The sequence below is a fragment of the Microvirga makkahensis genome, from assembly GCF_009830105.1.
Taxonomy (GTDB): domain Bacteria; phylum Pseudomonadota; class Alphaproteobacteria; order Rhizobiales; family Beijerinckiaceae; genus Microvirga; species Microvirga makkahensis.
In genome coordinates this window covers 120,603-143,606 of record NZ_WURB01000006.1, presented here as the reverse complement: position 1 = coordinate 143,606, position 23,004 = coordinate 120,603, and the positions used below count along the sequence as shown (strand labels likewise).

The following is a 23,004-nucleotide window of genomic DNA, read 5'->3' as shown; positions in this document are numbered from 1 at the left end:
TCTCCGAGCTCGCCTCCCGGATGTTTCCGTGCTAGAACAAAACACGAACAATCCAGCGGAAGGCCTTCGATTCCATGGACGAGAAGCTCAGCCGCAAGTTGCGAATCCTGGCCGATGCGGCGAAATACGACGCCTCCTGCTCCTCCTCCGGCGCGCCGGGCCGCAAGGCCGATATCGACGGCCTGGGCTCCACCACGGGGGCGGGCATCTGCCACGCCTACACGCCGGACGGGCGCTGCGTCTCCCTGCTCAAGATCCTGCTGACCAATTATTGCCTGTTCGACTGCGCCTATTGCGTGAACCGGCGCTCGTCGAACGTGAAGCGCGCGAAGTTTTCCGTCGAGGAGGTGGTGACGCTCACCGTCGAGTTCTACAAGCGCAACTACATCGAGGGCCTGTTCCTGTCCTCGGGCATCATCCGCTCGCCCGATCACACCATGGAGCAGATGCTGCTGGTGGCCAAGAGGCTGCGGCGGGACCACGGCTTTCGCGGCTACATTCACCTGAAGACGATTCCGGAGGCGAGCCCCTGGCTCATCGAGGAAGCCGGCCTCTGGGCTGACCGCCTGTCCATCAATCTGGAATTGCCGACGGAAAAGAGCCTGGAGCGCCTGGCTCCCGAGAAGGACGGCGCATCCATCGAGGGCGCCATGGCGCAGATGTTCGAGCGCATCGAGGAGGCGCGCGAGGAGCGCCGCCATTTCTCCCCGGCCGGACAGACGACTCAAATGATCGTGGGGGCCGACGAAACGACGGATGCGGAGGTCCTGCGCACCTCCGCCAGGCTCTACGGCCGTTACGACATGAAGCGCGTGTACTACTCCGCCTTCAGTCCGATCCCGGATTCGAGCGCCGTCCTGCCGCTGAAGCCGCCGCCGCTCATGCGCGAAAGCAGGCTTTACCAGGCCGATTGGCTGATGCGGTATTACGGCTTCCAGGCCGAGGAGATCGCCGCGAGCAGCGACAAGGGCATGCTCGACCTCGAAGTCGATCCCAAGCTCGCCTGGGCGCTGAAGAACCGCCATCTCTTTCCCGTGGACGTGAACCGCGCCGAGCGCGAGATGCTGCTGCGCGTGCCGGGCCTCGGCGCCCGGGCCGTAGACAGGATCGTGGCGGCGCGCAGGCACACCACCCTGCGGCTAATGGACGTGGCGCGCCTGACCTCCGGCCTCAGGCGCGCCAGGCCCTTCCTGATCGCCGCCGACCATCACCCTGGGCGTAAGCTCGACCGGCAGGATCTGCGCGAGCGCCTGATCGAGAAGCCCCGGCAGCTGAGCCTGTTCGGGTGATGGGGATGGCACAGCGCGAACTCTCCCTCCGGTCGGGTCCGCCCCTCGGCGGGGGCGAGATCACCGGCACGGGGCGGGTGATGACCGAGGAGAGGCTGGAAACGGCACGGAAAAACGAGGGAAAAGAGGCATGAGCCTGCACCGCATCACTCTGAAGAACGGCGCGGATCTCGGGGGCTTCCGCCGGGCCGTGCGCTGGCTTGTGGCCGAGGAGCTCGCGCCACAGCACGTCGCATGGTCGCTCGAGGACGCTCCGGGTCTCTTCGGCGTTGACGCCCAGCGCGATGCGCCGCCGGTCCCGCTGCCGCGGAGCGTGGCGCGCCTCATCGAGCTCGGCGCGTGCCACAGCGATCCGGAGCGCTATGCCCTGCTCTACCAGCTCGTCTGGCGCGTTTTGAACGGCGAGCGCGATCTCCTGGAGATCGCGAGCGATCCGCTCGTGCACCGGATCGACACGATGGCCCGGGCGGTGCGACGCGATCTTCACAAGATGTACGCCTTCGTGCGGTTCCGGCGCATGAGGGGCGAAAGCCTCGAGCGCTTTGCCGCCTGGTACGAGCCGGAGCATTTCATCCTGGAGGCCGCCGCCCCGTTCTTCATCGACCGCTTCCGGTCGCTGGACTGGACGATCCTGACCCCCATCGGTTCCCTGCGCTGGGACCGGCACGCGCTGACCTTCGGGCCGCCCGCGCGGCGCGATGACACGCCGGACGAGGACGGCTTCGAGGAGGGCTGGCGCGGCTATTACGAGAGCGTGTTCAACCCCGCGCGGGTGAACCCCACGGCCATGCGCGCCGAGATGCCCAAGAAATACTGGCGCAATCTGCCGGAAACCGCCTCGATCCCGGGCCTGATCCAAACCGCCTCCCAACGCGTTGAAGCCATGATCGAACAGGAGGCAACCATGCCCGCGAAACGCATGCCGGAGCGCGCCCTCGAAGCCATGTGGGATCAGGAGCCGAAGACCCTCGAAGAGCTCAACGCCGTCATCGCCAAGGCGGGGCCGCTGGTGCCGGGCGCCACGCAGGCCGTGTTCGGAGAGGGCCCCGACCATGCGGACATCGTGTTCGTGGGCGAACAGCCGGGCGACCAGGAAGACCTGCAGGGCCGCCCCTTCGTCGGACCGGCCGGCAAGCTCTTCGACAGGGCCCTGCGGGAAGCCGGGATCGACCGTTCCAAGGCTTATCTGACCAATGCGGTGAAGCATTTCAAGTTCGAGCAGCGCGGCCATCGCCGCATTCACGCGAAGCCCACCGCGGGGGAGGTGAAGCATTACCGGCCCTGGCTGATGAGAGAGCTGGAACTGGTGCGTCCCAGGCTCGTGGTGGCGCTCGGCGGAACCGCCCTTCTCGCGCTCAGCGGCAAGTCGACGCCCATCTCCCGCTCGCGCGGGCGGGCGCAGTTCGGGCCTTATCGCGGCTACATCACCGTGCACCCCAGCTATCTGCTTCGCCTGCCGGACGAGGCGACGAAGCGCGAGGCCTACGCGGCTTTCGTCGACGACCTGCGGCTTATTCACGACCTGGCGGGGGCCGACCCCGAGACGGGCGAACTCCCGCTCGCGGCGGAATGATCTTCAAGCACCCGCCGCCGAGTTTCGCCGGCGATCCAGGTGGCGCATCACCGGCGTCACCGTGACGCCGTGGAGCACGATGGACACGAGGACGATGAAGCCCGCCGTGCTCCAGAGCACGTCCGCATGGTCGAACTCCCGGTGGTGCAGGCCGTAGGCGAGGTAATAGATCGAGCCGAGCCCACGAATCCCGAAGAAGCTGATCGCCATTTTCTCGCCCGGTGGGCGCTTGGTGCCGATCAGCCCGACCCAGCCGGCGAGCGGACGGATCACGAAAAGAGCGAGAAGGCCGAAGGCCGCCACCTCCCAGCTCATGGCGCGGAACAGCTGACCGGCCGTCATCGCGCCGCCGAGGAGCACGAGCAGTGCCATCATGAGGAGGCGCTCGAGCTCCTCGGCGAAATCGTGCAGCTTCTCGTGGTAGGCATCCTCCCTCTTCGTGGCGCGCAGGGCCAGAGCGGCGACGAAGACGGCGAGGAAGCCATAGCCCTTCACCATCTCGGTTGCGCCATAGGCCAGGCACGTGATGCCGAGCGCCACGAAGCCCGAGCCCGTCCGCGAGAGCTTGGCCCGGTTCGGTAGATGGAAGGTGAGCCAGCCGAGAAGGCGGCCGATCCCATAGCCCATGGCGATGCCCGCGCCGATCTTCCATAGCACCGCATAGGCGAGCCACCCCGCCAAGCTCTCCATACTGATCCCTTGCACGAGGGAGAGGGCGAGCAGGATGAACGGAAAGGCCAAGCCGTCGTTGAGCCCGGCTTCGGACGTGAGCGTGAAGCGCACCTCGTCCTCCTGTCCGCCTCCGGGCGGCCCGACCTGCACGTCGCTCGCGAGCACCGGATCGGTCGGGGCCAGGGCGCCCGCCAGCAGAACCGCGGAGGCCACGCTCAGTCCCAGGAGGCTGTAGCCGAACCAGGCAAGGCCCAGAACCGTAAGCGGCATGGAGATTCCGAGGAGCCGCCAGGTGAGCCCCCATCGTCCCCACCCGAAGGGCCGGTCGATCTTGAGTCCCGCTCCCATGAGCGAGATGATCACGACCAGCTCGCTCACGTGCTCGACAAGAGCCAGCTCCTCCATGGGATGGGGGAGAACGCCCGGCAGCCCCGGGATGGCGAAGACGAGCGCGCCCAGGCCTACACAGAAGATCGGCAGGGACAGGGGCAGTTCTTTCAGGACCATGGGAAGCCAGGCCGTCAGCAGGACGACGACCCCAAAGCCTGCCAGGAGGACGACATTAGCACTCATAGGGCAGCGAACGCGGTGCAGACTCGGCAGTTCCACGGTCCTCAGGGGTTAACCGCCCCTTAAACCGCCACAATTAGGGTGCTCCAGAGCATCAAGGCCGGAATCGAACCGGCGGAGATTGAATGCGGGGTTGAGAGAAACGTGGCGAACGGACGTGACCGGCGGGAGCCGGTCTTCGATGCGCCCGCTACGGAGGCGGGGGAGCTGGACTTTCACCTCTCGCCCGAAGATCGGGCAGGGGGATCATCCATGGCGAGACGGCGCAGCTCGAGGCGCGACGACGAAAGGCCGCTGCGCCGTGGCTCCCGCCCCAGAAAAGCCAAGCGCAAGGGACGCTCGTTCCTGGGCAAGCTGGTCTATGCGGGCGTCGTGCTCGGCCTCTGGAGCGTCATCGCCATCGGAGGCGTGGTGGCTTATTACGCCTCGCAATTGCCGCCCATCGATCAGCTCACCGTGCCGAAGCGCCCGCCGAACATCGCCATCCTGGCCAATGACGGCTCGCTGATCACGAACCGCGGCGAGACGGGTGGGCGCACCGTGACCTTGAAGGAACTGCCGCCCTACCTCCCGAAGGCCTTCGTGGCCATCGAGGACCGGCGCTTCTACGACCATTTCGGCATCGACCCGCTGGGCATCGCCCGCGCGGCCTACCGCAACATCACCCATTCCGGCGGCCTGCAGGGCGGCTCCACGCTGACGCAACAGCTCGCCAAGAATCTGTTCCTCACCCAGGAGCGCACCGCCTCGCGCAAGATCCAGGAGGCGATCCTCGCCCTCTGGCTGGAGCGCAACTATTCGAAGGATCAGATCCTCGAACTCTATCTCAACCGCGTCTATTTCGGCGCGGGCGCCTATGGCGTCGAGGCCGCCGCCCAGCGCTATTACGGAAAGTCCGCGCGCCACGTGTCGCTCTCGGAAGCCGCCGTGCTCGCAGGCCTCGTCCAATCCCCCTCGCGGCTTGCGCCCAACCGCAACCCGGAAGGGGCCAAGGCCCGCGCGCAGCTCGTGATCGCGGCGATGAACGAACTCGGCTACATCACTCCGGGCATGACCAAGACCGCCCTGGGCCAGCCCGCCGAGCCCGTGCGCCCGAACGGGGCGGGCTCCGCCAATTACGCCGCCGATTACGTGATGGACGTGCTCGACGATTTCGTCGGCACCATCGATACGGACATCGCGGTCTTCACCACCATCGACCCCAAGCTGCAGGCCGCGGCGGAGCGCGTGCTGGTCGACGAGCTCAACACCAAGGGCCAGAAATTCAACGTGAGCCAGGGCGCCTTCGTGGCCATGAAGCCGGACGGCGGCGTTCAGGCCCTGGTGGGCGGCCGCAACTACGAGGCGAGCCAGTTCAACAGAGCCACCGCCGCCCGCCGCCAGCCGGGCTCGGCCTTCAAGCCCTTCGTGTATCTGACCGCCGTCGAGCGGGGCTATACGCCGGATATGGTGATGGAGGATGCTCCCGTCAGCTACAAGGGCTGGAACCCGCAGAACTACGACCGCAAGTATCGCGGGCCCGTGACCCTGCGCGACGCCCTGGCGCTGTCCCTGAACACCGTCGCCGTCAAGCTCAACATGGAGGTCGGGCCGAAGAACGTGGCGCAGACGGCGCAGCGGCTCGGCATCACCTCCCCGATTCAGGCGAACGGCTCGCTCGCGCTCGGCACCTCCGAGGTGACGCCGCTCGAGCTCGTGAGCGCCTATGCGGCCTTCGCCAATGGCGGCACCGGCGTGACGCCCTACGTGATCTCCGAGGTGAAGACCCTCGACGGCAAGATCATCTACAAGCGCCCGGCCTCCGCCGGCGGCCTCGGCCGCGTCATCGATCCCGCCGCGGTCGCGATGATGAACGAGATGATGCACCACACCTTCGTGATCGGCACGGCCCGGGCGGCGCAGATCCCCGGCTGGCCGATGGCCGGAAAGACCGGCACGACCAACGATTACAAGGATGCGTGGTTCATTGGCTTCACGGGCAACCTTGTGGCCGGCGTCTGGCTCGGCAACGATGACGGCGCGCTCACCAAGCGGGTCACCGGCGGCAATCTGCCGAGGGAGGTCTGGCACGATTTCATGAAGATCGCCCTCAAAGACGAGCAGCCCGTGCCGCTGCCGGGCCTGGAGCGCTTCCGGGACGATGTGCCCGTGGCCGGCTCAGGCACCGATCCGCGCTACGCCAATGCCGGCGACGGCGACACCGCCTGGCCGCAGCCGCAGCCGCAGCGCCGCGTCGCACGGGAGAAAAACTTCTTCGAGAAATTGTTCGGGCTTTGAAGCGCCTCCCGTGCTCTCCCGCCAATCAGCCTTGCGGGAAAGCTTATTCCAAGACGCTTTTCCTAACCTCTTGGAGAACCATGCCACCTTAGGATCCGCTTTCGAGCCGCTAAGTGTCTTCACGTCCTCTCATTTCAAGCGGTCTGCGGCGACTGGTGCGATGACTTCCTGCGCGGCGGGCCGGGGGGACGACCAGCTCTACGGCCGGGAGCACGACGACCGGATCATCCACGACCAGGCGACGGGGCGGCTCTGCTACGACCTCGACGGCACCGGCGCCCAGCGAGACATCAGACCCGTCCGCTTCGCCACGCTCGACGAAGACGGTGTGAGGCCGGCCCTGACCCGTGCCGGCTTCTTCGCCGTCCAGAGCATCGGACCCGCTTTTGGGATCGAATCCGATGCTCCGCTCTCTGAAGAGCGCTCCGTGAAACGTGGAAAACCCGGTCGACTTTTCCGCACGATGCGCTCACAGGGATGCGGAGGGCGCGCCCTCGCGGCGCGCCTTCAGCCCTTCGGAACAAGGGCCTCGGGTGGATCCCAGGATAGCCTCCCGCTTGCCGTTCCGGTGCCGTCCCGCCGGTCAGGCCGGTTTTTTGCGCACTCCCCCTGTCGCCGCGAAAACCACCAGGGCCAGGATTCCCGTGCTCGCGATGGTCGCCGGCAGGGGCAGGGCCGAGCCGCCGAGATTCTGCCCCAGCACGATGCCGAGGATGGCCGCGAAGGTCATCTGGCAGATGCCGAGGAGCGACGAGGCCGCGCCCGCGCGCTCCGGAAATGGCATCAGGGCCGAGGCCATGGCCTGCGGCATGGTGAGGCCCACCCCCAGCGCGTAGATCGCCATCGGCCCGGTGATGGCAAAGGACGATGCGATGCCCGACGCCACGAGGACGAACATCAGCACGCCCCCGGCCGCGAGGCTCGCCACCCCGAAACGGATCGTGCCGTCGAGCCCATGTCGGCCCACGAGATGCTGCGCGAGGAAAGTGCCGCCGATATAGCCCACGACCATGAAGGCGAAGGAGAAGGCATAGGCCAGCTCGTCCAGGCGGTAGAGGTCCTGCAGCACGAAGGAGGAGCCGGAGATGAAGGCGAACAAGCCGCCATAGGCGAGCATCGAGAAGCTCACATAGGTACGATAGCCCGGGTGCCGCAGCAGGTCTCCGAACCCCTTGAGGATCGCCGTGAGGGAGATCGGCGCATCGGATTTCCTGCGGATGCTCTCGGGCAGCCGCAGCAGGACAATCGCCGCCAGCGCAAGGCCGCAGACGAGCATGACCGCGAAGGTCGCGCGCCACTCGTAGAATTGCGCGATCAGCCCTCCGAACACCGGCGCGACGGCGGGCACGACGCCCATGATCGAGCCCATGCGCGACAATTCCTTTCCCGCCCGGGGGCCTTCGTAGAAGTCGCGCACGATGGCACGCCCCAGCACGATGGGGCCGGAGGCGCCGAGCGCCTGGAGAAAGCGCGCCGCGATCAGGAGTTCGATACCGGGCGCGAGCGCGCAGACGAGGCTCGCCAGGCAGAAGAGCCCGAGTCCGAAGAGCAGCACGGGCTTGCGGCCGACACGGTCGGAGACCGGCCCGTAGAAGAACTGCCCCGCCGCGAAGCCCAGCAGGAAGGCGGAGAGCGTCATCTGCGCCTGCCCGGTGGTCGCCTCGAGGCCCGCCGCGATCGCCGGCAGCGACGGCAGGTACATGTCCGTCGAGAGGGGGCCGAGCGCGGTGAGCAGCGCAAGGACGACGGTGAGGGCCAGGGTATCGGGCTTGAGCATGGGATCGGAACGACAATGACAGGCGGTGGGCTGGCCTAAGCCGAAAAGCCCCGCCTGTCATCTGCTTCTTTCCTCCCGACCGGGGCACGCGTCCGGCCCGTTCCCCGGCCGGTCGGGCAACCCAGCCACGGGCAGGGAGCCGCCCTCACCCGATGCGGTGGAGGGCGCTGCCGTAGGTTTTCAGCCAGGCTTCCGCGTCGTCGGTGCGCGGGCAGAGCTGATAGGTAATCTTCCAGAAGCGCTGGGAATGGTTGAGTTCGCGCAGGTGCGCCACCTCGTGGGCGGCGAGATAATCCAACACGAAGGGCGGCGCCATGACGAGGCGCCAGGAGAAACTGAGCGCACCGTTGGCCGAGCAGGAGCCCCAGCGGCTCCTGGTGTCGCGCACGGTGATTCGCTTGGCGGGGATGCCCAGCTGGGCCGTATGCTTCTTCACGGCGAGAGCGAAATCACGCTTGGCCTCGGTCTCCAGGAAATCGCGCACGCGGCGGGCCACATGGGCGGCCTCGCCCGCGACGGCGATGATCGGCTCGCCCCTGCTGTCGCGCGTAGCCTGCGTGATTCCGCGTATCGAGGACCAATGCACGATGCGGTGCGGCACGCCGCGCAAGGGGATGAGCGCCCCGGGCTCGAAGAGCACCCGGTCCGGCACCTTGGCCAGACGGCTCGCGATCCACTCGCTGTGGCTGTCGGCGAATTTCTGCGCCAGTCCCACATCGGTGCGCTCCGGGATCGTGAGCACGACCTCGCCGGTGGCATGGGAGACGCGCAGCGTGATCCGTTTGGCGGTCGGACGCCGTTTGAGCGCCACTTTGAACGAATGGCCCTCGTGCGAGACTCTCAGATGTGGTGGGTCCGCAGGAACGCGGCGGAACAGAGCGGATTTCATGTCCGCAATCTGCCCGCTCACATCGATTCTGTCAGCGCAGCCGTTTGCCGCTCCTAAGAACGTATCCAGAACAGCCGCGGGATCTTGACGCGGCTTCTCGAGGCGGTTCTCAGCCTTGATTCTCAATAAATTCAACGATTCGAGGAGCGATTTGAGCCCTGAACCGAGAACCGTTGAAGACGCCATAATGACCGACCCCGGTCTGCAGGTGATAGAGTTTCTTGTCCGAGGGGAGATTGGGAGTCAGATCCAGGGTCGCCAGGGTTTGGCCGACGCCCGAAATGTCGTCCCTCTCGCCCTCGATGGCCATGATGGCGCAGCGGCGGATGGCCTTGAGATCCACCGGCTCGTCCCGGTGCATCATTTCGCCCTTGGGCAGCTCGTGCCTGACGAACACCTTCTCGACGGTCTGCAGGTAGAATTCGGCGGTCAGGTCCATGACGGCGAGATATTCGTCATAGAACTCCCGGTGCTTTTCGGCCGAATCGCCGTCCCCCTCCACGAGGTGGTTGAACATCTCCCAATGGGCGGAGAGATGCCGGTCGATGTTCATGGCCATGAAGCCGGACAGCTGCAGGAAGCCCGGATAGACCTCGCGCCAGAAGCCGGGATGCGTCGGCGGCACCCTCACGATGCAATGCTGCTTGAACCACTCGATGCCGCGCTCCTCCGCCAGCTTGTTCACGGCGGTGGGCGACCGGCGGGTGTCGATGGGACCGCCCATGAGGATCATGGAGCGCGGAATCGCGGGATCGTTCTCGGCCTCGAGCCGTGCGATGGCGGCCACCACAGGAACCGCCGGCTGGCACACGGCCATCACGTGGAGATCCGGGCCGAAAGACCGGAACATGGCCTTCAGATAATCGATGTAATCGTCGAGGTCGAAGCGGCCGTCGGTGAGGGGCACCATGCTCGCATCCGCCCAGTCCGTGATCATCACCTGATGGCTGGGCAGGAAGGTCTCCACCGTGCCGCGCAGGAGCGTGGCGTGGTGGCCGGACATGGGAGCCACGATGAGGAGCTTGGGCTGGCTCGCGGCCAGGGCATGATCGCGCTTGAAGGAGATCACGCGGCAGAAGGGACGCTCCCACACGACCTCCTCGGTGACGGCGACCGCCTGGTCGCCGATGGTGGCGACGCCGAGGCCGAATTCGGGTTTGGCATAGCGGCGGGTGGTACGTTCGAAGAGCTCGCAGGCGGCGGAAACGGTGCGCGCGTAGGGCGTGTTGGTGAGCGGATTAACCGGATTGTCGAAGAAGAGCCTTGTAATATCGGAAGCGGCGCGGGCGGGCTTCAGAAGCCAATGGGCCGTATCGTACCAGTAATAAGAAAAATTCATCTGTGTCCCCAATGGTTGGGCGCCCGGTTTCTCCCGCATCGCAGGGTAGGCTTTATCCTCAACCGTAATTTTTAGATTAAAGTTCCTTCCGCTTAATGCAACGTCATTATCGGCGGGGCCTGATTTTCCAGGTGTTTTACCCCATTCGGAGCACTGGCGGCGGCAATTTAGGATTTTGGGCTTAATCCCCTTGCTTGGCGAACGGTTCGAGAACCCTATTCTGTTCGTTCATGGTCGCCATCCCAGCCAAAAGTCTGACGCCGTCTCCCCGCCAACTGCGCCTCGACACCCTGGTCAGGCTTCGCTGGATCGCGGTCGCGGGGCAGTCGGCGGCGGTGGCCTCCGTGCGGTTCGGGCTCGGGTTCCCGCTTCCCTTCGAGCTGTGCTTCCTCGTGATCGCCGCATCGGTCTGGACCAACCTGCTGCTGCGCATCCGGTACCCCGCGAGCCACAGGCTCAGCGACAACGCCGCTACGGCCCTGCTCGGCTTCGACATCCTGCAGCTGGCGGCGCTGCTCTATCTCACGGGCGGGCTGGAAAACCCCTTCGCCATGCTGTTCCTCGCGCCGGTGCTGATCTCGGCGACGGCATTGACGCCGGAGCGGACGCTCGCGCTGGGCCTGCTGGCCGTGGGCTGCGCCACCTTTCTCGTGCTCACCCACCGGCCCCTGCCCTGGTTCCCGGGGCAGGCCCTGAGCCTTCCCTTCCTCTACGTCACGGGAATCTGGACGGCGATCCTCCTGGGAACCGTCTTCACGGGCATCTACGCTTGGCGCGTGGCGGAAGAGGCGCGCCAGCTCGCGCAGGCGCTCGCGGCCACGGAACTCGTTCTCGCCCGCGAGCAGCACCTCTCGCAGCTCGACGGTCTCGCCGCCGCCGCCGCCCACGAGCTCGGAACGCCGCTCGCCACCATCGCCCTGGTGTCGAAGGAGATGGCCCATGCGCTGCCGAAGGACGGGCCGGTGGCGGAGGATCTGCGCCTCCTGCTGGAGCAGGTGGAGCGCTGCCGCTCGATCCTCACCAAGCTCACCTCCATGGGGGAGGAGGAAGAGAGCTTCCTCGAGACCATCTCCCTCAGCCATCTCATCGAAGAAATCGTCGGGCCGCAGCGGGCAGTGGGTTTCGACGTGAGGGTATCCGCTCATGGAGAGGGACCCGAGCCCGTCGGCCGCCGCAATCCCGGGGTCGTCTATGGTCTGTCCAACATCCTGGACAACGCCACGGACTTTGCCGAGAGTCAGGTGACCATCGAGGCGGGCTGGAATCCTCACGAGGTTTTCATCGAGATGCGCGATGACGGGCCGGGCTATGCGCCCGATATCCTACTGCGTGTGGGAGAACCCTACGTGACGACCCGCAGCGCGGCGGAGCGGACCGAGACCGGCGACGGAGAGGGAGGCGGACTGGGGCTGGGCCTCTTCATTGCCAAGACCTTGATCGAGCGCTCGGGGGCCGAGCTGATCCTGACGAACGCCGCCCCACCCGCCACCGGCGCCGTCGCACGGATCGTTTGGCCCCGTCATGCGTTTGAACAGGGTGCGGCATTTTCGCCGCAGGGAGAATCCAAGGGGACTCTCAAAGAACAGGGGAAGAATTCCCATATCTGAAACAGGCCGTCAGGCCCGTTTCAGGAAGGAATTGTTCCGTTATGCAAGGAGATGTTCTGATGGCCGACGCGCCTGTTGCGTTCGAGGACCGTGCCGACAAGAGCCTCTTGATCGTGGATGACGACCGGCCCTTCTCGACCCGTCTCGCCCGCGCCATGGAAGGCCGCGGCTATCAGGTTCGCGTCGCCGAAAGCGTGGCCGACGGCATTGCGGCGATCGAGAGCGACCCGCCCGCCTTCGCCGTGATCGACATGCGGCTCGGCGACGGCAACGGTCTCGACGTGATCGAGCGGCTGAAGAACCGCCGTCCCGATGCCCGCGGCGTCATCCTCACCGGATACGGCAACATCGCCACCGCCGTGACGGCGGTGAAGATGGGCGCCTTCGACTATCTCGCCAAGCCCGCCGACGCGGACGAGATCCACGCCGCCCTCATGGCCTCGCCCGGCGAGCGCGCCCTGCCGCCGGAAAATCCCATGTCCGCGGACCGCGTGCGCTGGGAGCACATTCAGCGGGTCTACGAGCTGTGCGGCCGCAACGTCTCGGAAACGGCGCGCAGGCTCAACATGCACCGCCGCACGCTGCAGCGGATTCTCGCCAAGCGCGCGCCGCGCTGAACGATCCTTTCACAGGCGTCCGTCCGCGATCCTCTCCGGATCGGCCAGCGCATGCAGGGCGGAAGCGGCGGCATGGGCGAAGCGCAGCGTCACCGCCTTGCGGCGCGCGCCGGCGAGCGGATGGTGTGCCGCCTCCCGCATCACCGCCGCGCCGAAGCTGTCGGCGATGATCAGGCCGCGGTCCTCGGGCAGGATGTCGAAGGGCACCGTCTCCGGAACGGCGAAATAGAACCTGTCGCAGAAATCCTCGTAATCGGGCCATTTCCGGTCGGCCCGGAAATCCGCCACGCTCGATTTGATCTCGATGATCGTGAGCATGCCGTCCGGCGCGAGCGCGATGAGATCGGCGCGCCGTCCGTTGGCGAGGGTGAATTCCGGCAGCGTCGCGTGGCCGAGCTCGGCGAAGAGGCGGCGCACGCCGCGCTGGATGCCGGCGGCCACGGGCGATTGCCGTCCATCGGGCGAAAGGACGATGCGGGAGGAGCGAAGAGCGGACGAATCGGACATGGAAGCCAGAGTAGCCACTCCTCCCGAGCCCGCAACGGCAGGAATGTCGCGTGCGAATGCGGCTCTTCGGTCCGGATCCCTAGGGCCACAAGGCCCAGAGGAGGAACCCGGCGGCCGCGATCCAGAGGGCGGCAATGGCCGCCGCCGCCCATCGGCTGACGGGCCGCTCGGATCGTCTCTGCGCCTCGTCGCGAAACTCCGCCATGAGCGGGTCCGGGATCATCCTGATCACCAGGGCGATGGCCATGGGCAGGATGATCACCTCATCGAGATAGCCCAGAACGGGGATGAAGTCCGGAATGAGGTCAACAGGGCTGAGGGCATAGGCGGCGATCGCCATCGCCGCAGCCTTCACATGCCATGGGACCCTGGGATCTCGGGCAGCGATGTAGAGGGCAACCGCATCCTTCCTGACGGCGCGGGCCCAATCCCTCAAACGAGCCCCGATCTTCATCATTCTACAATCCCGACGGATTTCCTCACGCCTTCTCTGACTCCGTCACGAGTCGGCTGCAACTCCCGATCGGCTCAGTGCAGCATCAGATTGTGCGGCGAGAGATTCTCCAGGATGTCGCGCAGCTCCTCCATGTGCGGATTGATGGCGAGCGCGATCTGGAAGGCCGCGCGGGCCTCGTTCAGGCGGCCGTGGCGCAGGCATACATTGCCGAATCCGGAGATGGCGCCGAAATGGCGGGGCTCGAGCCGCAGGGTCTGGGCGATGTCGAGAAGGCTGTCCGCATCGCGCTTCTCGATATAGGCGAGCGTCGCGCGCTTGTTCCAGGCTTCCGGCCATTCGGGATGCTTGACGACCAAATGATCGAGCAGCGGCCTGGCCTTCCGCAATTCACCCGAGGCGATGGCCTCCACGGCCGCCGCCAGGGTCTCCTCCGCCACCCGGTCCTCATGGGAGCTCCACAGGGTCCAGATCTGATCCTCGATCTCCTCCACCGACCGCTCCGGATCCGCTTCGGCGAGTTCCTCGAAGAGCCTGCGCAGGCAGCTCGGCAGAGCAGGCGACGGGGCGCGGTCTGGAATTTCCAGGATGAGATGGAAAACCGGATCGACCGGCAGGGACGATGACATAACGGAGCCCGATCACCCTCTTTGCACATGCGCGTGGAGGGGGACATAGGGGCGAAAACTGGAGCGGCGAGGGGCGAAAGGCAGAGTTTGGACTGGCCGTGGCGGCAGGCCTTCGCTAGTTTCCTATCCGAGCCGGACCCAAGAGAGCCGCAACCACGGGAAAGTCGACGAAGGAGGTGTCATGGAGCGCGACCCGCTGCGTCTGGCCTGGAGAACCTCTCCGCTTCGTCACGTCGTCGGTTTTGCCCTTCTGGCCTTCGCAGGCGCTCTCCTGCTCGCCGGCCTCGATCTGGTCCGCGTCGTGGTGGATTGGGCCGTATCGGGCGAGGGCGCGGCTCCGCCGCCCCTGCTGCGCGTCGTCCTCACTCCTCCTGCCGGCCTCTGGCCGGCACCGCTCGTCCTGTTTCCGGGAATCGCGCTGGGGCCCGAGACCTTCCCGCTCGCCGCCATTCCCGGCATCCTGCTCGTCCCCCTTGCCATCGCGCTGCTGCTGATCCCCCTCGATTGGATCGCCGTGAGCATCGGTGCGCGCGCCCTGGCGGCGCTGCGCGCCCGGGCTCTCGAAGCCATTCTCAAGGCGCCGCCATCGGCACAGGAGGATGTCTCGACGGCAACCGCCCTCGCCGCCCACGGGCTTGCCCGGGAGAACTCGGTGCTGGGATTGAGCCTCTTCGTCCCGGTCAAGCTCGGAGGCATGATCGGCCTGTCCTTCGCCTATGTGCTCGTGATGGACTGGTCCCTCGGCGCCACCCTCGCCCTCGTGCTGGGGCTGGGCGCCGTCCTGAACGCCCGGCGAGCCCTGCTCCGGTTCGACGCCACCCATGCCCGCCACCGGGAAGGCGAGGTCGCCGAGGGGATCCTCGCCGATCTTGAACACCGCATTCCGGCCATGCGCGCCCACGGCACCGGCCATTACGAGCGCGACCGGGTCCGCAGCCTTCTCGTCGAAGGCCATCGGCCCGTGATGCGGCGCGAAGTCCGTCTGGCCCTTGTGGATTCCACTTCGGCCATCGTGCTCATGCTGGCTCCCGTCGCGGTGCTGGCCCTCGGGGCGTGGTTTGCTCAGGCACGCCCGCTGACGGCGGGCACGGTGGCCGTCTGCGCTCTGGCCTCGGCGCTTGCGGCCTACGGCGTGCGCGAACTCGTGCAATGGCATCGCATGGCCGTGCGGGCCCGTGCCCTGCTCACCGACGTGGCCCGGAGCCTTTCCGCCCTGACGCCCCGCGACGTCAGGAAAGGCAAGGCCTCGCTGCCGGAGAACGGCGCGCTCGTGGCGCAGGGGGTATCGGCTTACGATCCGGGAAGCGGCGCGCGGATCACATCCGTCAATCTGAACCTCGCCTTTCCCTCGCATGTCGCCCTCGTGGGCGACGGCGATTCAGGTCCCCGGCTTTTGGCCGCCCTCATGAGCGGGCAGCTCCCCCCGTCCGTCGGACGCGTCACCTTCGGCGGCGTGGATCTGGCCGAGGCCGATCCCTTCGAACGGAGCCAGCGCATCGCCTTCGCGGGAGAAACCGTGCTCATCGAGGGCAGTCTCCGGGAGAATCTGCTCTACGGCAGCCGGGCCCCGGCGGAAGAACTCGAGCATCGTCTCTCGGAGGCCATCGCGGTCACGGGCCTCGACCGGGCCACCCATGCCCGCGGCCTGTCGGGTACGCTCGACCCCGGGCGGGAGCCCGCTGTCGCGGCGGCCATCGTGGAAGCCCGGCGGTTCGTGCAGGCCGCCTTGCGCGAAGAGGATCTCGACCGCCTCGTCGATCCCTTCGATGCCGCGCGCTACAACCGCTACGCCACGATCGGCGAGAATCTGCTGTTCGGAAAGCCGGTCGGCGACACGTTCCGGCAGGACCGGCTCTCCGCCCATCCCTACGCCCGCGCCATCCTGGAGGCCAACGATCTCACCAAGACCCTGAGCCGGATCGGCCTGTCCATCGCCTCGAGCATGGTGGAGATCTTCGCCGACGTTCCGGACGGGCATCCGCTCTTCGAGCGGTTTTCGTTCTTCTCCGCCTCCGATCGCCCTTACTTCGAGGATCTGGTGGAGCGGCAGAGCGGGCAAAGGCGGCCCGGGCTCGACCAGGAGCGCCTGATCGGCCTTGCGCTGCGCTACAATGAAAGCCGCCACCGCCTCGGCCTCCTCGACGAAGCCCTCGAAGCGCGCATTCTTACGGCGCGCAGCGATTTCGCCCGCATGCTGCCGGTGAGCCTGAAGCCTTCCATCGAGTTCTACGACCCGTCGAGCTTCTGCTCGGCGGCGAGCGTGCAGGACAATCTGCTGTTCGGGCGCATCGCCGCCGATCAGGCCGGAGCCGCGGAGGGCGTGCAGCGCGTCATTCGCCGCGTGCTCACCGAACGGGGGCTTGACGGAGAGGTGTCCCGCATCGGCCTCGATTTTCCCATCGACCCGCAGGGCGACGATCTGAGCCTGCCCGAAATCGCCGCCATCGATCTGGTGCGCTGCCTCGTGCGCCGCCCGAGCATTCTCGTGGTCCAGCGGGCCCTCGACGGGCTGCCGGGCCCCGCCGCCGACAGGCTGGTCTCGGCGCTTCGCCGCTCCATGATCGGGCGCGGGCTCGTCATCGTCACACCCTCGATTTCCCCGGCCATGGATCATCCGCCCTTCGATGCCGTTATCCGTTTCGAGCGGGGCGAACCCGTGACGATTTTCCGCGCGCGTGAGCCGGAGGCGCTGAGTGCGTAGGAGCCCGCACTTGCCATCCGGGGTTTCCTGGGGTCATCTGATCCCCGTGTGCGGTATCGCACAGAGATGGGGTTTCCGGCCGGGCATGATCCAACGATGGTAAGCCGAGTTGCATCTTCTGACGAGCTTCAGGTCCGTTTTTGGGGCATCCGCGGCTCCACCTGCGCTTCCGGCCCTCAGTTCATGGAATTCGGCGGCCACACGGCCTGCGTCGAGATCCGCTGCGGCGAGCGTCTCTTCATCGTGGACGCGGGAACGGGCATCGCTGCCCTGGGCAGCGCCCTCGGGGAGAATGTGCCCGATACCATCGACATCCTCTTCAGCCACCTGCATCTCGACCACGTGGGCGGCCTGCCCTTCTTCAAGCCGGCCCTCACCAAGGAGCGGCTGGTGCGCACCTATTGCGGCAATCTCGACGGCGACAGCGCCATGGATTCGCTGGACAAGCTGTTCTCGCCGCCGCTCTTTCCGGTGCGTCTCAGCCAGTTTCCGGCCCGATTCGAGCACGTGGGCTTCAAGGCCGGGGAAATCCTCACCTTCGACGACGGCACCGCCGTCGAAACCCATTCCCTGAATCATCCCGGCGGAGCCACGGGCTACCGCTTCCGGCACGGTTGCCGCAGCGTCTGCTACATCAGCGACGTGGAACATACCGAAGCCTGGCCGGACGAAGCCCTCGCCGATTTCGTGCGCGGCGCGGATCTGATGATCTATGACGGCATGTTCTCCGAGGCCGAATATCCACGCTGCCGGGGCTGGGGCCACTCCACCTGGGAGAAGGGCGTGGATCTCGCCAGGGCCGCGGGCGTGAAGGCCGTCGCCATCTTTCACCTCTATCCAGGTCACGACGACGCTTGCCTTCGCGCCCTGGAGGCCGAGATGCAGGCGGTGATGCCGACGGCCTTCATCGCGCGAGAGCGGCAATCCCTGACCCTGGACGCATCCGGCGGAGAGGCGGTTGCAGATTGGTACAGGGCCGCTAAGGTGCCCGCCGTCTAGCGCATCGTGCGGAAAAGCGGGTTCGGTTTTCACCGAAGTGGCCCTTCGGGTCTCCGCTCTCAACGATGCGCTTTCGATCGGTGTGAGCATCGGATCAGTCCAAAAGTGGAATCCACTTTGAGGTCCTATGCTCTGGCGCAACGGGCGGAATTTTCATGTCGACACCCATTCTCGTGACCGGAGCGGCCGGTTTCATCGGCTACCACGTCGCCGAACGCCTGCTGGCGCAGGGCCGTCAGGTGGTGGGCGTCGACTGCTTCACCCCTTATTACGACATCGCCCTCAAGGAGGCCCGCTTCGCTAGGCTCACCCCGCGCAACAGCTTCGTGCCGGAGCGCGTCGATCTCTCCGATCCGGCCGCCACGCGCGACCTCTTCCAGCGTCACCGCTTCGAGCGCGTGATCCACCTCGCCGCCCAGCCCGGCGTGCGCTTCGTCGACCCCGTGCCCTATGCCTCCTCCAACCTCGTGGGCTTCATGAACATGCTGGAGGCCTGCCGGCACGCGGGCGTCCGGCACCTGGTCTATGCCTCGTCCAGTTCGGTCTACGGCGCGAACCGCAAGCTGCCGTTTTCCGAGCACGACGGCACCGAGCACCCGATCAGCCTCTACGCCGCCACCAAGAAGGCCAACGAGATGATGGCGCATTCCTACGCCTCGCTCTTCGGACTGCCCTCGACGGGCCTGCGCTTCTTCACGGTCTACGGCCCCTGGGGGAGGCCCGACATGGCGGTGTACAAGTTCACCCATGCCATCGCCGAGGGGCGGGAGATCCAGGTGGCGAATGCGGGCAGGGTGTGGCGCGACTTCACCTATGTGGACGACATCGTGGAGGGCATCCTGCGCCTGGTGGAGAGGGACCCCGTCGCCGACCCCGGCTGGAACGCCGAGCGCCCGGACCCGGCCACGAGCGCCGCCCCGCACCGGGTCTACAATATCGGCAACGACAGCCCGGAAGAGGTGAACGATCTGATCGCCCTCATCGAAAACGCCCTGGGCAGGAAGGCGAACCGCGTGGACGTGCCCCTGCCGCCGGGCGACGTGCTGGAGACGCGGGCGGACGTGACGGACCTGCGCCGTGACGTGGGCTTTTCGCCCTCGACGTCGCTGAGGGACGGAATCGACCGCTTCGTGCGGTGGTATCGCGGGTATCACGGGGCTTGAGATGGACGAGCATCCTGCGCTGCTGCTCATGGGCCCTGCCGCGGCCTTGGTCGGAGCGGCCTTCCTTTCCGCCCTTCTCATCCTTCTGCTTAAACCTCTGTTGATCCGTTACGCTCTGGCTCGCCCCAATGCGCGTTCGAGCCATAAGATTCCCACCCCCCAGGGCGGCGGCATTGCAGTGCTTGGCGCCAGCCTCCTGATGAGCATCCTCTTCTTCCGGATAGGCGAGTCGACACAGCTTCTGGTTCTTGGGACGGCCGCTCTTGGCTTGGCGTTCGTCGGGGCTGTCGACGACATCAGGCCTCTGCCTCCCCTCTTGCGGCTGTTGCTCCAAACGATTGCCGTGACGGCCGTGATCCTGGTGAGCGGCGTGCGGATCTTGCCGAACTGGGTTCCTTTGCAGGCAGAGCAGACATTCCTCGTTTTGGGCGGCGTCTGGTTCGTGAACCTCGTCAACTTCATGGACGGGCTCGACTGGATCACCGTCGCCGAGATGGTACCCATCACGGCATTCATCGCTCTGCTGCCGCTTCTCGTGCCTCTGCCGACATCATGGACCATCATGGCAGCCGTTGTCTGCGGCGCCCTGCTCGGCTTCGCCCCCTTCAACAGGCCCGTGGCGCGCCTTTTCCTGGGCGACGTGGGCTCCCTTCCCATCGGCCTCCTCGTCGGCTGGATGCTGCTCGAACTCGCCGGAACCGGGGCGCTCGTGGCCGCGATCCTGCTACCCCTCTACTACCTGATGGACGCCACCATCACCCTGTTCCGGCGTCTCGCGAAGGGAGAGCGGGTGTGGGAGGCCCATCGCAGCCATTTCTATCAGCGCGCCACGGACAACGGGTTTTCCGTCATGTCCGTCGTCGCGCATGTGTTCGTGCTCAATCTTGCCCTCGCGGCCCTCGCGGCGGTGACACTTGTTTGGCCCTCGAGCGTTGTGCAGGGTGCAGCCCTGCTTGCAGGGTTCGGTCTCGTCGGCCTGGTTCTCAGGCGCTTTTCCCATTCCCGTATGACGGCACCCGTGGAGGTTTCCCGATGAATGCCCCCCTGATTGCGCTCACCGGCTCGACGGGCTTCATCGGCCGCCACATCCTGCGCGAACTCCCCAAGCGCGGTTATCGTGTCCGCGTGCTGCTGCGCCGCCCCTCGGAGGTGCCGGAGGGCGCGTCGAGCGCGGTGATCGGCGACATCGCCTCGCCGCAGAACATGGCGGCGGCCCTGCGCGACGTGGACATGGTGATCCACTCCGCCGGTCTCGCGCATGCCATGTCGGGCCGCCCCGAGGACGATTACCGCGCCATCAACACGCAAGGAACGATCAGGCTCGCGCAGGCGGCGGAACGAGCGGGCGTGAAACGCTTCGTCTTTCTCTCCTCCATCCGCGCACAGAGCGGGCCGGTGGCGGACGGCGTCCTGACCGAGGACATGGAGCCGAGGCCCACCGACGCCTATGGGCGCTCGAAACTGGAGGCGGAACAGGGTCTCGCCGAACTCGGCCTGGACTGGGCGGCTTTGCGCCCGGTTCTCGTCTACGGACCCGGCGTGAAGGGCAACATGGCGATGCTCCTGAAGCTCGCCCGATCTCCCTGGCCTCTGCCGCTCGGCGGCCTGAAAGCCAGACGCTCGCTGCTCTCCCTCGACAACCTCACGGGTGCCCTCGACACACTCCTGAAGGCCTCCGCCCCCCTGCGGCGCCCCTTCATCGCCGCCGATCCGGAACCAGTGACCGTGCCGGAGATCGTCACCGCCTTGCGGAAAGGGCTCGGACGCGCGCCGGGCCTTGTTCCCGTGCCGTCCTTCGCGCTGGGCGCGGCGGCCGCGCTGACTGGAAAGGGTGACGCCTATGAGCGCCTCTCCGGCTCGCTCGTGGCGAGCCCCGAGGCCCTGAAGAGCCTCGGCTGGCAGCCGGTTACCGGGACGCCAGACGGGCTGGCTCGGCTGGCTCGGCTGACGGCGGATTCGGCTGCCGGCGCTTGAATTCGGGAATTGCCTCCTCGAAGATCCACTCCGCTTCCGCACGATTCCCATCGGCCACGGCCTTGGCAAGGGCTTCGAGCCACCGGCCGACCTTGGTGCGATCCGCGAAGACGGGCTTGGCGGCCATGACGCCGTCGATGCCGATTTCGGCCATCGGCTCGTCGCGGGCAAAGAGGATCTCGTGCATTCGCTCGCCCGGCCGGGTGCCCATGACGGCGATCTCGATGTCCTCCCCCGGCTCGTAGCCGGCAAGACGGATCATCCGCTCGGCAAGCTCGTAGATGCGCACGGGCTGGCCCATCTTCAGCACGTAGACCGAGGCGCGCTCGTAGGAAAGGTCCTCGCCTTCGCGAAGGTGCCGTCCGTCATCCGCATGCGAGGCAGAGGTGAGCACCAGATCGGCCGCCTCCCGGGTCGTCATGAAATAGCGCACCATGTCGGGATGCGTGACGGTGACCGGGCCGCCGCGGGCGATCTGCGCCTTGAACTTCGGGACCACGGACCCGGCCGAGCCGAGCACGTTGCCGAAGCGCACGGCGATGATGCGGGTGGCCGCATGGCGGCTCATGAACTCCGCATCGAGAGCCTGCCCGTATATCTCGGCAAAGCGTTTGGTGGCGCCGAGCATGGACACCGGGTCGATGGCCTTATCGGTGGAGATGATCACGATCTCGGAGGCGCCCGCCTCCACCGCCGCGTCGGCGACGTTCACCGAGCCGAACACGTTCGTCTTGATGCCCTCGGTCCAGTTCCGCTCGAGATAGGGAACATGCTTGAGGGCGGCGGCATGGAAGACCACGTCGGGGCGAAATTCGTTCATCACCTCCTGCACCCGTGACCGGTCGCGCACGTCGGCGATGATTCCGTCCACATGGGTCTCGCTGGCGATCAGCGACGGATGCTCCAGGATGTGATGGAGGGAAGGCTCCGAATTCTCCAGGATCATGAGGTGGCTGGCGCCGAAGGCCGCCACGCGGGTGCAGATTTCCGATCCGATGGAGCCGCCGCCGCCGGTGACGAGCACGCGCTTGCCGCGGATGAAATTCTCCAGCCTCTGCCGGTCGATCTGCACGGTCGGGCGCAGAAGGAGATCCTCGATCTCCAGAGGCGCCAGCTCCGCGTCGCGCATGCCCTCCCCGAGGCTCGTGACGCGCACCAGGGGCAGACCGAGGCGGCGCGCGCGGGCCAGCAGCATGTCCGGATGGGCCTCGGGCGAGAGGGCGCTCGGCGTCGCCACGAGGCGGCGGATCACCTCGCCGCGCTCCTGGAAGTCCTGCACCACCTGATCGAGGTCGGCGAAGGTGCCCAGCACCGGCACGCCGCGGATCGACTGCCCGAGATCCTCGGTGCGATAGGAGAGAATGCCCTTCGGGCGCATCTTCTTGACGGTTCCCGTCTCGATGGCGCGCAGGATCACCTCGATGTCGTTGCCGCGGCCCAGGAGGAGGGTCGGCGTGTTCGTGTCGCGGCCGAGGGTGTGGCGGGAGCGGGCATATTTGAAATAGCGGAAGGCGAGGCGCGGGCCGCCCAGCACGAACATCTGGATCAGCCAGTAGAGGGCGATCGTGATCTTTCCGAAGAAGAAGGAGCCGTAGAACTGCGGCGAGAGGGCGACGTAGTCGACGACCAGCAGCGTCAGCGCCAGGACCGTGGAGGCCCAGAAAATATTGAAGAGATCCGGCAGGGAGGCGAATCGCCACTTGGACCGGTAGAGATGGAAAAACCAGTAGACGACGCCCGCGAAGGCGACGAAGAGGGGCAGGAAGACGGGGAGGTAGACCAGGCGCTCGTTCAGGAACGGTCCCTCGAAGCGCACGAAGAACGTCGCGATGACGGCCGCACCCGTCATGACGAGGTCGTGCACAATGATGAGCGCTTTCTTGAAATCCTGCCGATTCATCGTCTCGCCGTCAGTTGAAGAGCGGGGTATCGGCCCAGCCCTCTCCTTTGTCAATGCACCGAAGTTA

At 66.4% G+C, this 23,004-nt stretch carries 19 protein-coding genes; 11 read left to right on the top strand and 8 right to left on the bottom strand.

Features of this window, described 5'->3' with window-relative positions; genetic code table 11:
- The first annotated feature begins 74 nt into the window (after positions 1-74).
- Genes GR328_RS10825 through GR328_RS10820 form a run of 3 tightly spaced genes read left to right on the top strand, consistent with a single transcriptional unit; the run spans position 75 to position 2,862 of the window.
- Positions 75-1,289 carry a putative DNA modification/repair radical SAM protein gene (locus tag GR328_RS10825; protein WP_160884539.1) on the top strand — a complete coding sequence of 405 codons (1,215 nt, stop codon included), beginning with the start codon at positions 75-77 and terminating at the stop codon, positions 1,287-1,289.
- A gap of 5 nt (positions 1,290-1,294) precedes the next feature.
- Positions 1,295-1,423 (top strand): hypothetical protein, encoded by a 129-nt coding sequence (locus GR328_RS27990; protein ID WP_281351940.1) that lies wholly within the window; start codon positions 1,295-1,297, stop codon positions 1,421-1,423.
- Positions 1,420-2,862: a UdgX family uracil-DNA binding protein gene (locus GR328_RS10820; protein WP_160884538.1), complete on the top strand. Its 1,443-nt coding sequence runs from the start codon at positions 1,420-1,422 to the stop codon at positions 2,860-2,862. Before GR328_RS27990 ends, GR328_RS10820 begins: the two co-directional genes overlap by 4 nt.
- A gap of 3 nt (positions 2,863-2,865) precedes the next feature.
- Here GR328_RS10820 and GR328_RS10815 read toward each other — a convergent pair whose 3' ends face one another.
- A complete protein-coding gene (locus GR328_RS10815) occupies positions 2,866-4,107 on the bottom strand; it encodes a cation:proton antiporter (RefSeq protein ID WP_160884537.1) in 1,242 nt (413 codons plus the stop codon).
- A 141-nt stretch (positions 4,108-4,248) separates the two neighbouring features.
- Here GR328_RS10815 and GR328_RS10810 point away from each other — a divergent pair, with 141 nt between their 5' ends.
- Positions 4,249-6,381 carry a PBP1A family penicillin-binding protein gene (locus GR328_RS10810; protein ID WP_160884536.1) on the top strand — a complete coding sequence of 711 codons (2,133 nt, stop codon included), beginning with the start codon at positions 4,249-4,251 and terminating at the stop codon, positions 6,379-6,381.
- Positions 6,382-6,964: 583 nt separating this feature from the next.
- Here the strand turns inward: GR328_RS10810 and GR328_RS10805 are convergent.
- From GR328_RS10805 to GR328_RS10795, 3 genes are all read right to left on the bottom strand, one after another.
- Entirely contained in the window at positions 6,965-8,158 is a 1,194-nt protein-coding gene (locus GR328_RS10805; protein ID WP_160884535.1) for a multidrug effflux MFS transporter, read from the bottom strand.
- Positions 8,159-8,303: 145 nt separating this feature from the next.
- Positions 8,304-9,047, bottom strand: coding sequence for a M48 family metallopeptidase (locus GR328_RS10800; protein WP_160884534.1), 744 nt, complete (start codon positions 9,045-9,047; stop codon positions 8,304-8,306).
- Positions 9,048-9,156: 109 nt separating this feature from the next.
- Entirely contained in the window at positions 9,157-10,386 is a 1,230-nt protein-coding gene (locus GR328_RS10795) for a polyhydroxyalkanoate depolymerase (protein ID WP_160884533.1), read from the bottom strand.
- A gap of 230 nt (positions 10,387-10,616) precedes the next feature.
- Here GR328_RS10795 and GR328_RS10790 point away from each other — a divergent pair, with 230 nt between their 5' ends.
- Entirely contained in the window at positions 10,617-11,993 is a 1,377-nt protein-coding gene (locus tag GR328_RS10790; protein ID WP_160884532.1) for an ActS/PrrB/RegB family redox-sensitive histidine kinase, read from the top strand.
- Positions 11,994-12,052: 59 nt separating this feature from the next.
- Positions 12,053-12,610, top strand: a complete 558-nt coding sequence (locus GR328_RS10785) for an ActR/PrrA/RegA family redox response regulator transcription factor (protein ID WP_160884531.1) — start codon at positions 12,053-12,055, stop codon at positions 12,608-12,610.
- Between the two features lie 9 nt (positions 12,611-12,619).
- On the opposite strand, the gene GR328_RS10780 is transcribed toward GR328_RS10785, so the two are convergent.
- The 3 genes from GR328_RS10780 to GR328_RS10770 form a co-directional block, all read right to left on the bottom strand.
- A complete protein-coding gene (locus GR328_RS10780; protein WP_160884530.1) occupies positions 12,620-13,117 on the bottom strand; it encodes an MmcB family DNA repair protein in 498 nt (165 codons plus the stop codon).
- A 79-nt stretch (positions 13,118-13,196) separates the two neighbouring features.
- Positions 13,197-13,571, bottom strand: a complete 375-nt coding sequence (locus GR328_RS10775; RefSeq protein ID WP_205789918.1) for a YkvA family protein — start codon at positions 13,569-13,571, stop codon at positions 13,197-13,199.
- A gap of 74 nt (positions 13,572-13,645) precedes the next feature.
- Positions 13,646-14,200, bottom strand: a complete 555-nt coding sequence (locus tag GR328_RS10770; protein ID WP_160884528.1) for a tetratricopeptide repeat protein — start codon at positions 14,198-14,200, stop codon at positions 13,646-13,648.
- 181 nt (positions 14,201-14,381) lie between these two features.
- Between GR328_RS10770 and GR328_RS10765 the strand changes: the two genes are divergently transcribed.
- The 5 genes from GR328_RS10765 to GR328_RS10745 all read left to right on the top strand — a co-directional run bounded on the left by GR328_RS10765 (position 14,382) and on the right by GR328_RS10745 (position 21,037).
- Complete coding sequence (locus GR328_RS10765) at positions 14,382-16,901, top strand: ABC transporter ATP-binding protein (RefSeq protein WP_160884527.1); 2,520 nt, start codon at positions 14,382-14,384, stop codon at positions 16,899-16,901.
- A 96-nt stretch (positions 16,902-16,997) separates the two neighbouring features.
- Positions 16,998-17,900 carry an MBL fold metallo-hydrolase gene (locus GR328_RS10760; protein ID WP_160884526.1) on the top strand — a complete coding sequence of 301 codons (903 nt, stop codon included), beginning with the start codon at positions 16,998-17,000 and terminating at the stop codon, positions 17,898-17,900.
- Positions 17,901-18,055: 155 nt separating this feature from the next.
- The gene (locus GR328_RS10755) at positions 18,056-19,063 is read left to right on the top strand and encodes an NAD-dependent epimerase/dehydratase family protein (RefSeq protein ID WP_160884525.1); all 1,008 of its coding nucleotides are present in this window, start codon (positions 18,056-18,058) and stop codon (positions 19,061-19,063) included.
- Between the two features lies 1 nt (position 19,064).
- Positions 19,065-20,099, top strand: a complete 1,035-nt coding sequence (locus GR328_RS10750; RefSeq protein WP_246215802.1) for an MraY family glycosyltransferase — start codon at positions 19,065-19,067, stop codon at positions 20,097-20,099.
- Positions 20,096-21,037, top strand: a complete 942-nt coding sequence (locus tag GR328_RS10745) for an NAD-dependent epimerase/dehydratase family protein (RefSeq protein WP_160884524.1) — start codon at positions 20,096-20,098, stop codon at positions 21,035-21,037. The genes GR328_RS10750 and GR328_RS10745 overlap by 4 nt, the downstream gene beginning before the upstream one ends.
- Here the strand turns inward: GR328_RS10745 and GR328_RS10740 are convergent.
- Complete coding sequence (locus GR328_RS10740) at positions 20,970-22,937, bottom strand: nucleoside-diphosphate sugar epimerase/dehydratase (protein WP_160884523.1); 1,968 nt, start codon at positions 22,935-22,937, stop codon at positions 20,970-20,972. The two genes, GR328_RS10745 and GR328_RS10740, sit on opposite strands and share 68 nt — an antisense overlap.
- Between the last annotated feature and the right edge of the window lie 67 nt (positions 22,938-23,004).

What these genes read in the sequence shown, in the direction of transcription:
- GR328_RS10825 (WP_160884539.1), top strand. Translation starts at nt 75, where the DNA reads ATGGACGAGAAGCTCAGCCGCAAGTTGCGAATCCTGGCCGATGCGGCG.
- GR328_RS27990 (WP_281351940.1), top strand. Translation starts at nt 1,295, where the DNA reads ATGGCACAGCGCGAACTCTCCCTCCGGTCGGGTCCGCCCCTCGGCGGG.
- GR328_RS10820 (WP_160884538.1), top strand. Translation starts at nt 1,420, where the DNA reads ATGAGCCTGCACCGCATCACTCTGAAGAACGGCGCGGATCTCGGGGGC.
- GR328_RS10815 (WP_160884537.1), bottom strand. Translation starts at nt 4,107, where the DNA reads ATGAGTGCTAATGTCGTCCTCCTGGCAGGCTTTGGGGTCGTCGTCCTG.
- GR328_RS10805 (WP_160884535.1), bottom strand. Translation starts at nt 8,158, where the DNA reads ATGCTCAAGCCCGATACCCTGGCCCTCACCGTCGTCCTTGCGCTGCTC.
- GR328_RS10800 (WP_160884534.1), bottom strand. Translation starts at nt 9,047, where the DNA reads ATGAAATCCGCTCTGTTCCGCCGCGTTCCTGCGGACCCACCACATCTG.
- GR328_RS10795 (WP_160884533.1), bottom strand. Translation starts at nt 10,386, where the DNA reads ATGAATTTTTCTTATTACTGGTACGATACGGCCCATTGGCTTCTGAAG.
- GR328_RS10790 (WP_160884532.1), top strand. Translation starts at nt 10,617, where the DNA reads ATGGTCGCCATCCCAGCCAAAAGTCTGACGCCGTCTCCCCGCCAACTG.
- GR328_RS10785 (WP_160884531.1), top strand. Translation starts at nt 12,053, where the DNA reads ATGGCCGACGCGCCTGTTGCGTTCGAGGACCGTGCCGACAAGAGCCTC.
- GR328_RS10780 (WP_160884530.1), bottom strand. Translation starts at nt 13,117, where the DNA reads ATGTCCGATTCGTCCGCTCTTCGCTCCTCCCGCATCGTCCTTTCGCCC.
- GR328_RS10775 (WP_205789918.1), bottom strand. Translation starts at nt 13,571, where the DNA reads ATGAAGATCGGGGCTCGTTTGAGGGATTGGGCCCGCGCCGTCAGGAAG.
- GR328_RS10770 (WP_160884528.1), bottom strand. Translation starts at nt 14,200, where the DNA reads ATGTCATCGTCCCTGCCGGTCGATCCGGTTTTCCATCTCATCCTGGAA.
- GR328_RS10765 (WP_160884527.1), top strand. Translation starts at nt 14,382, where the DNA reads ATGGAGCGCGACCCGCTGCGTCTGGCCTGGAGAACCTCTCCGCTTCGT.
- GR328_RS10760 (WP_160884526.1), top strand. Translation starts at nt 16,998, where the DNA reads ATGGTAAGCCGAGTTGCATCTTCTGACGAGCTTCAGGTCCGTTTTTGG.
- GR328_RS10755 (WP_160884525.1), top strand. Translation starts at nt 18,056, where the DNA reads ATGTCGACACCCATTCTCGTGACCGGAGCGGCCGGTTTCATCGGCTAC.
- GR328_RS10750 (WP_246215802.1), top strand. Translation starts at nt 19,065, where the DNA reads ATGGACGAGCATCCTGCGCTGCTGCTCATGGGCCCTGCCGCGGCCTTG.
- GR328_RS10745 (WP_160884524.1), top strand. Translation starts at nt 20,096, where the DNA reads ATGAATGCCCCCCTGATTGCGCTCACCGGCTCGACGGGCTTCATCGGC.
- GR328_RS10740 (WP_160884523.1), bottom strand. Translation starts at nt 22,937, where the DNA reads ATGAATCGGCAGGATTTCAAGAAAGCGCTCATCATTGTGCACGACCTC.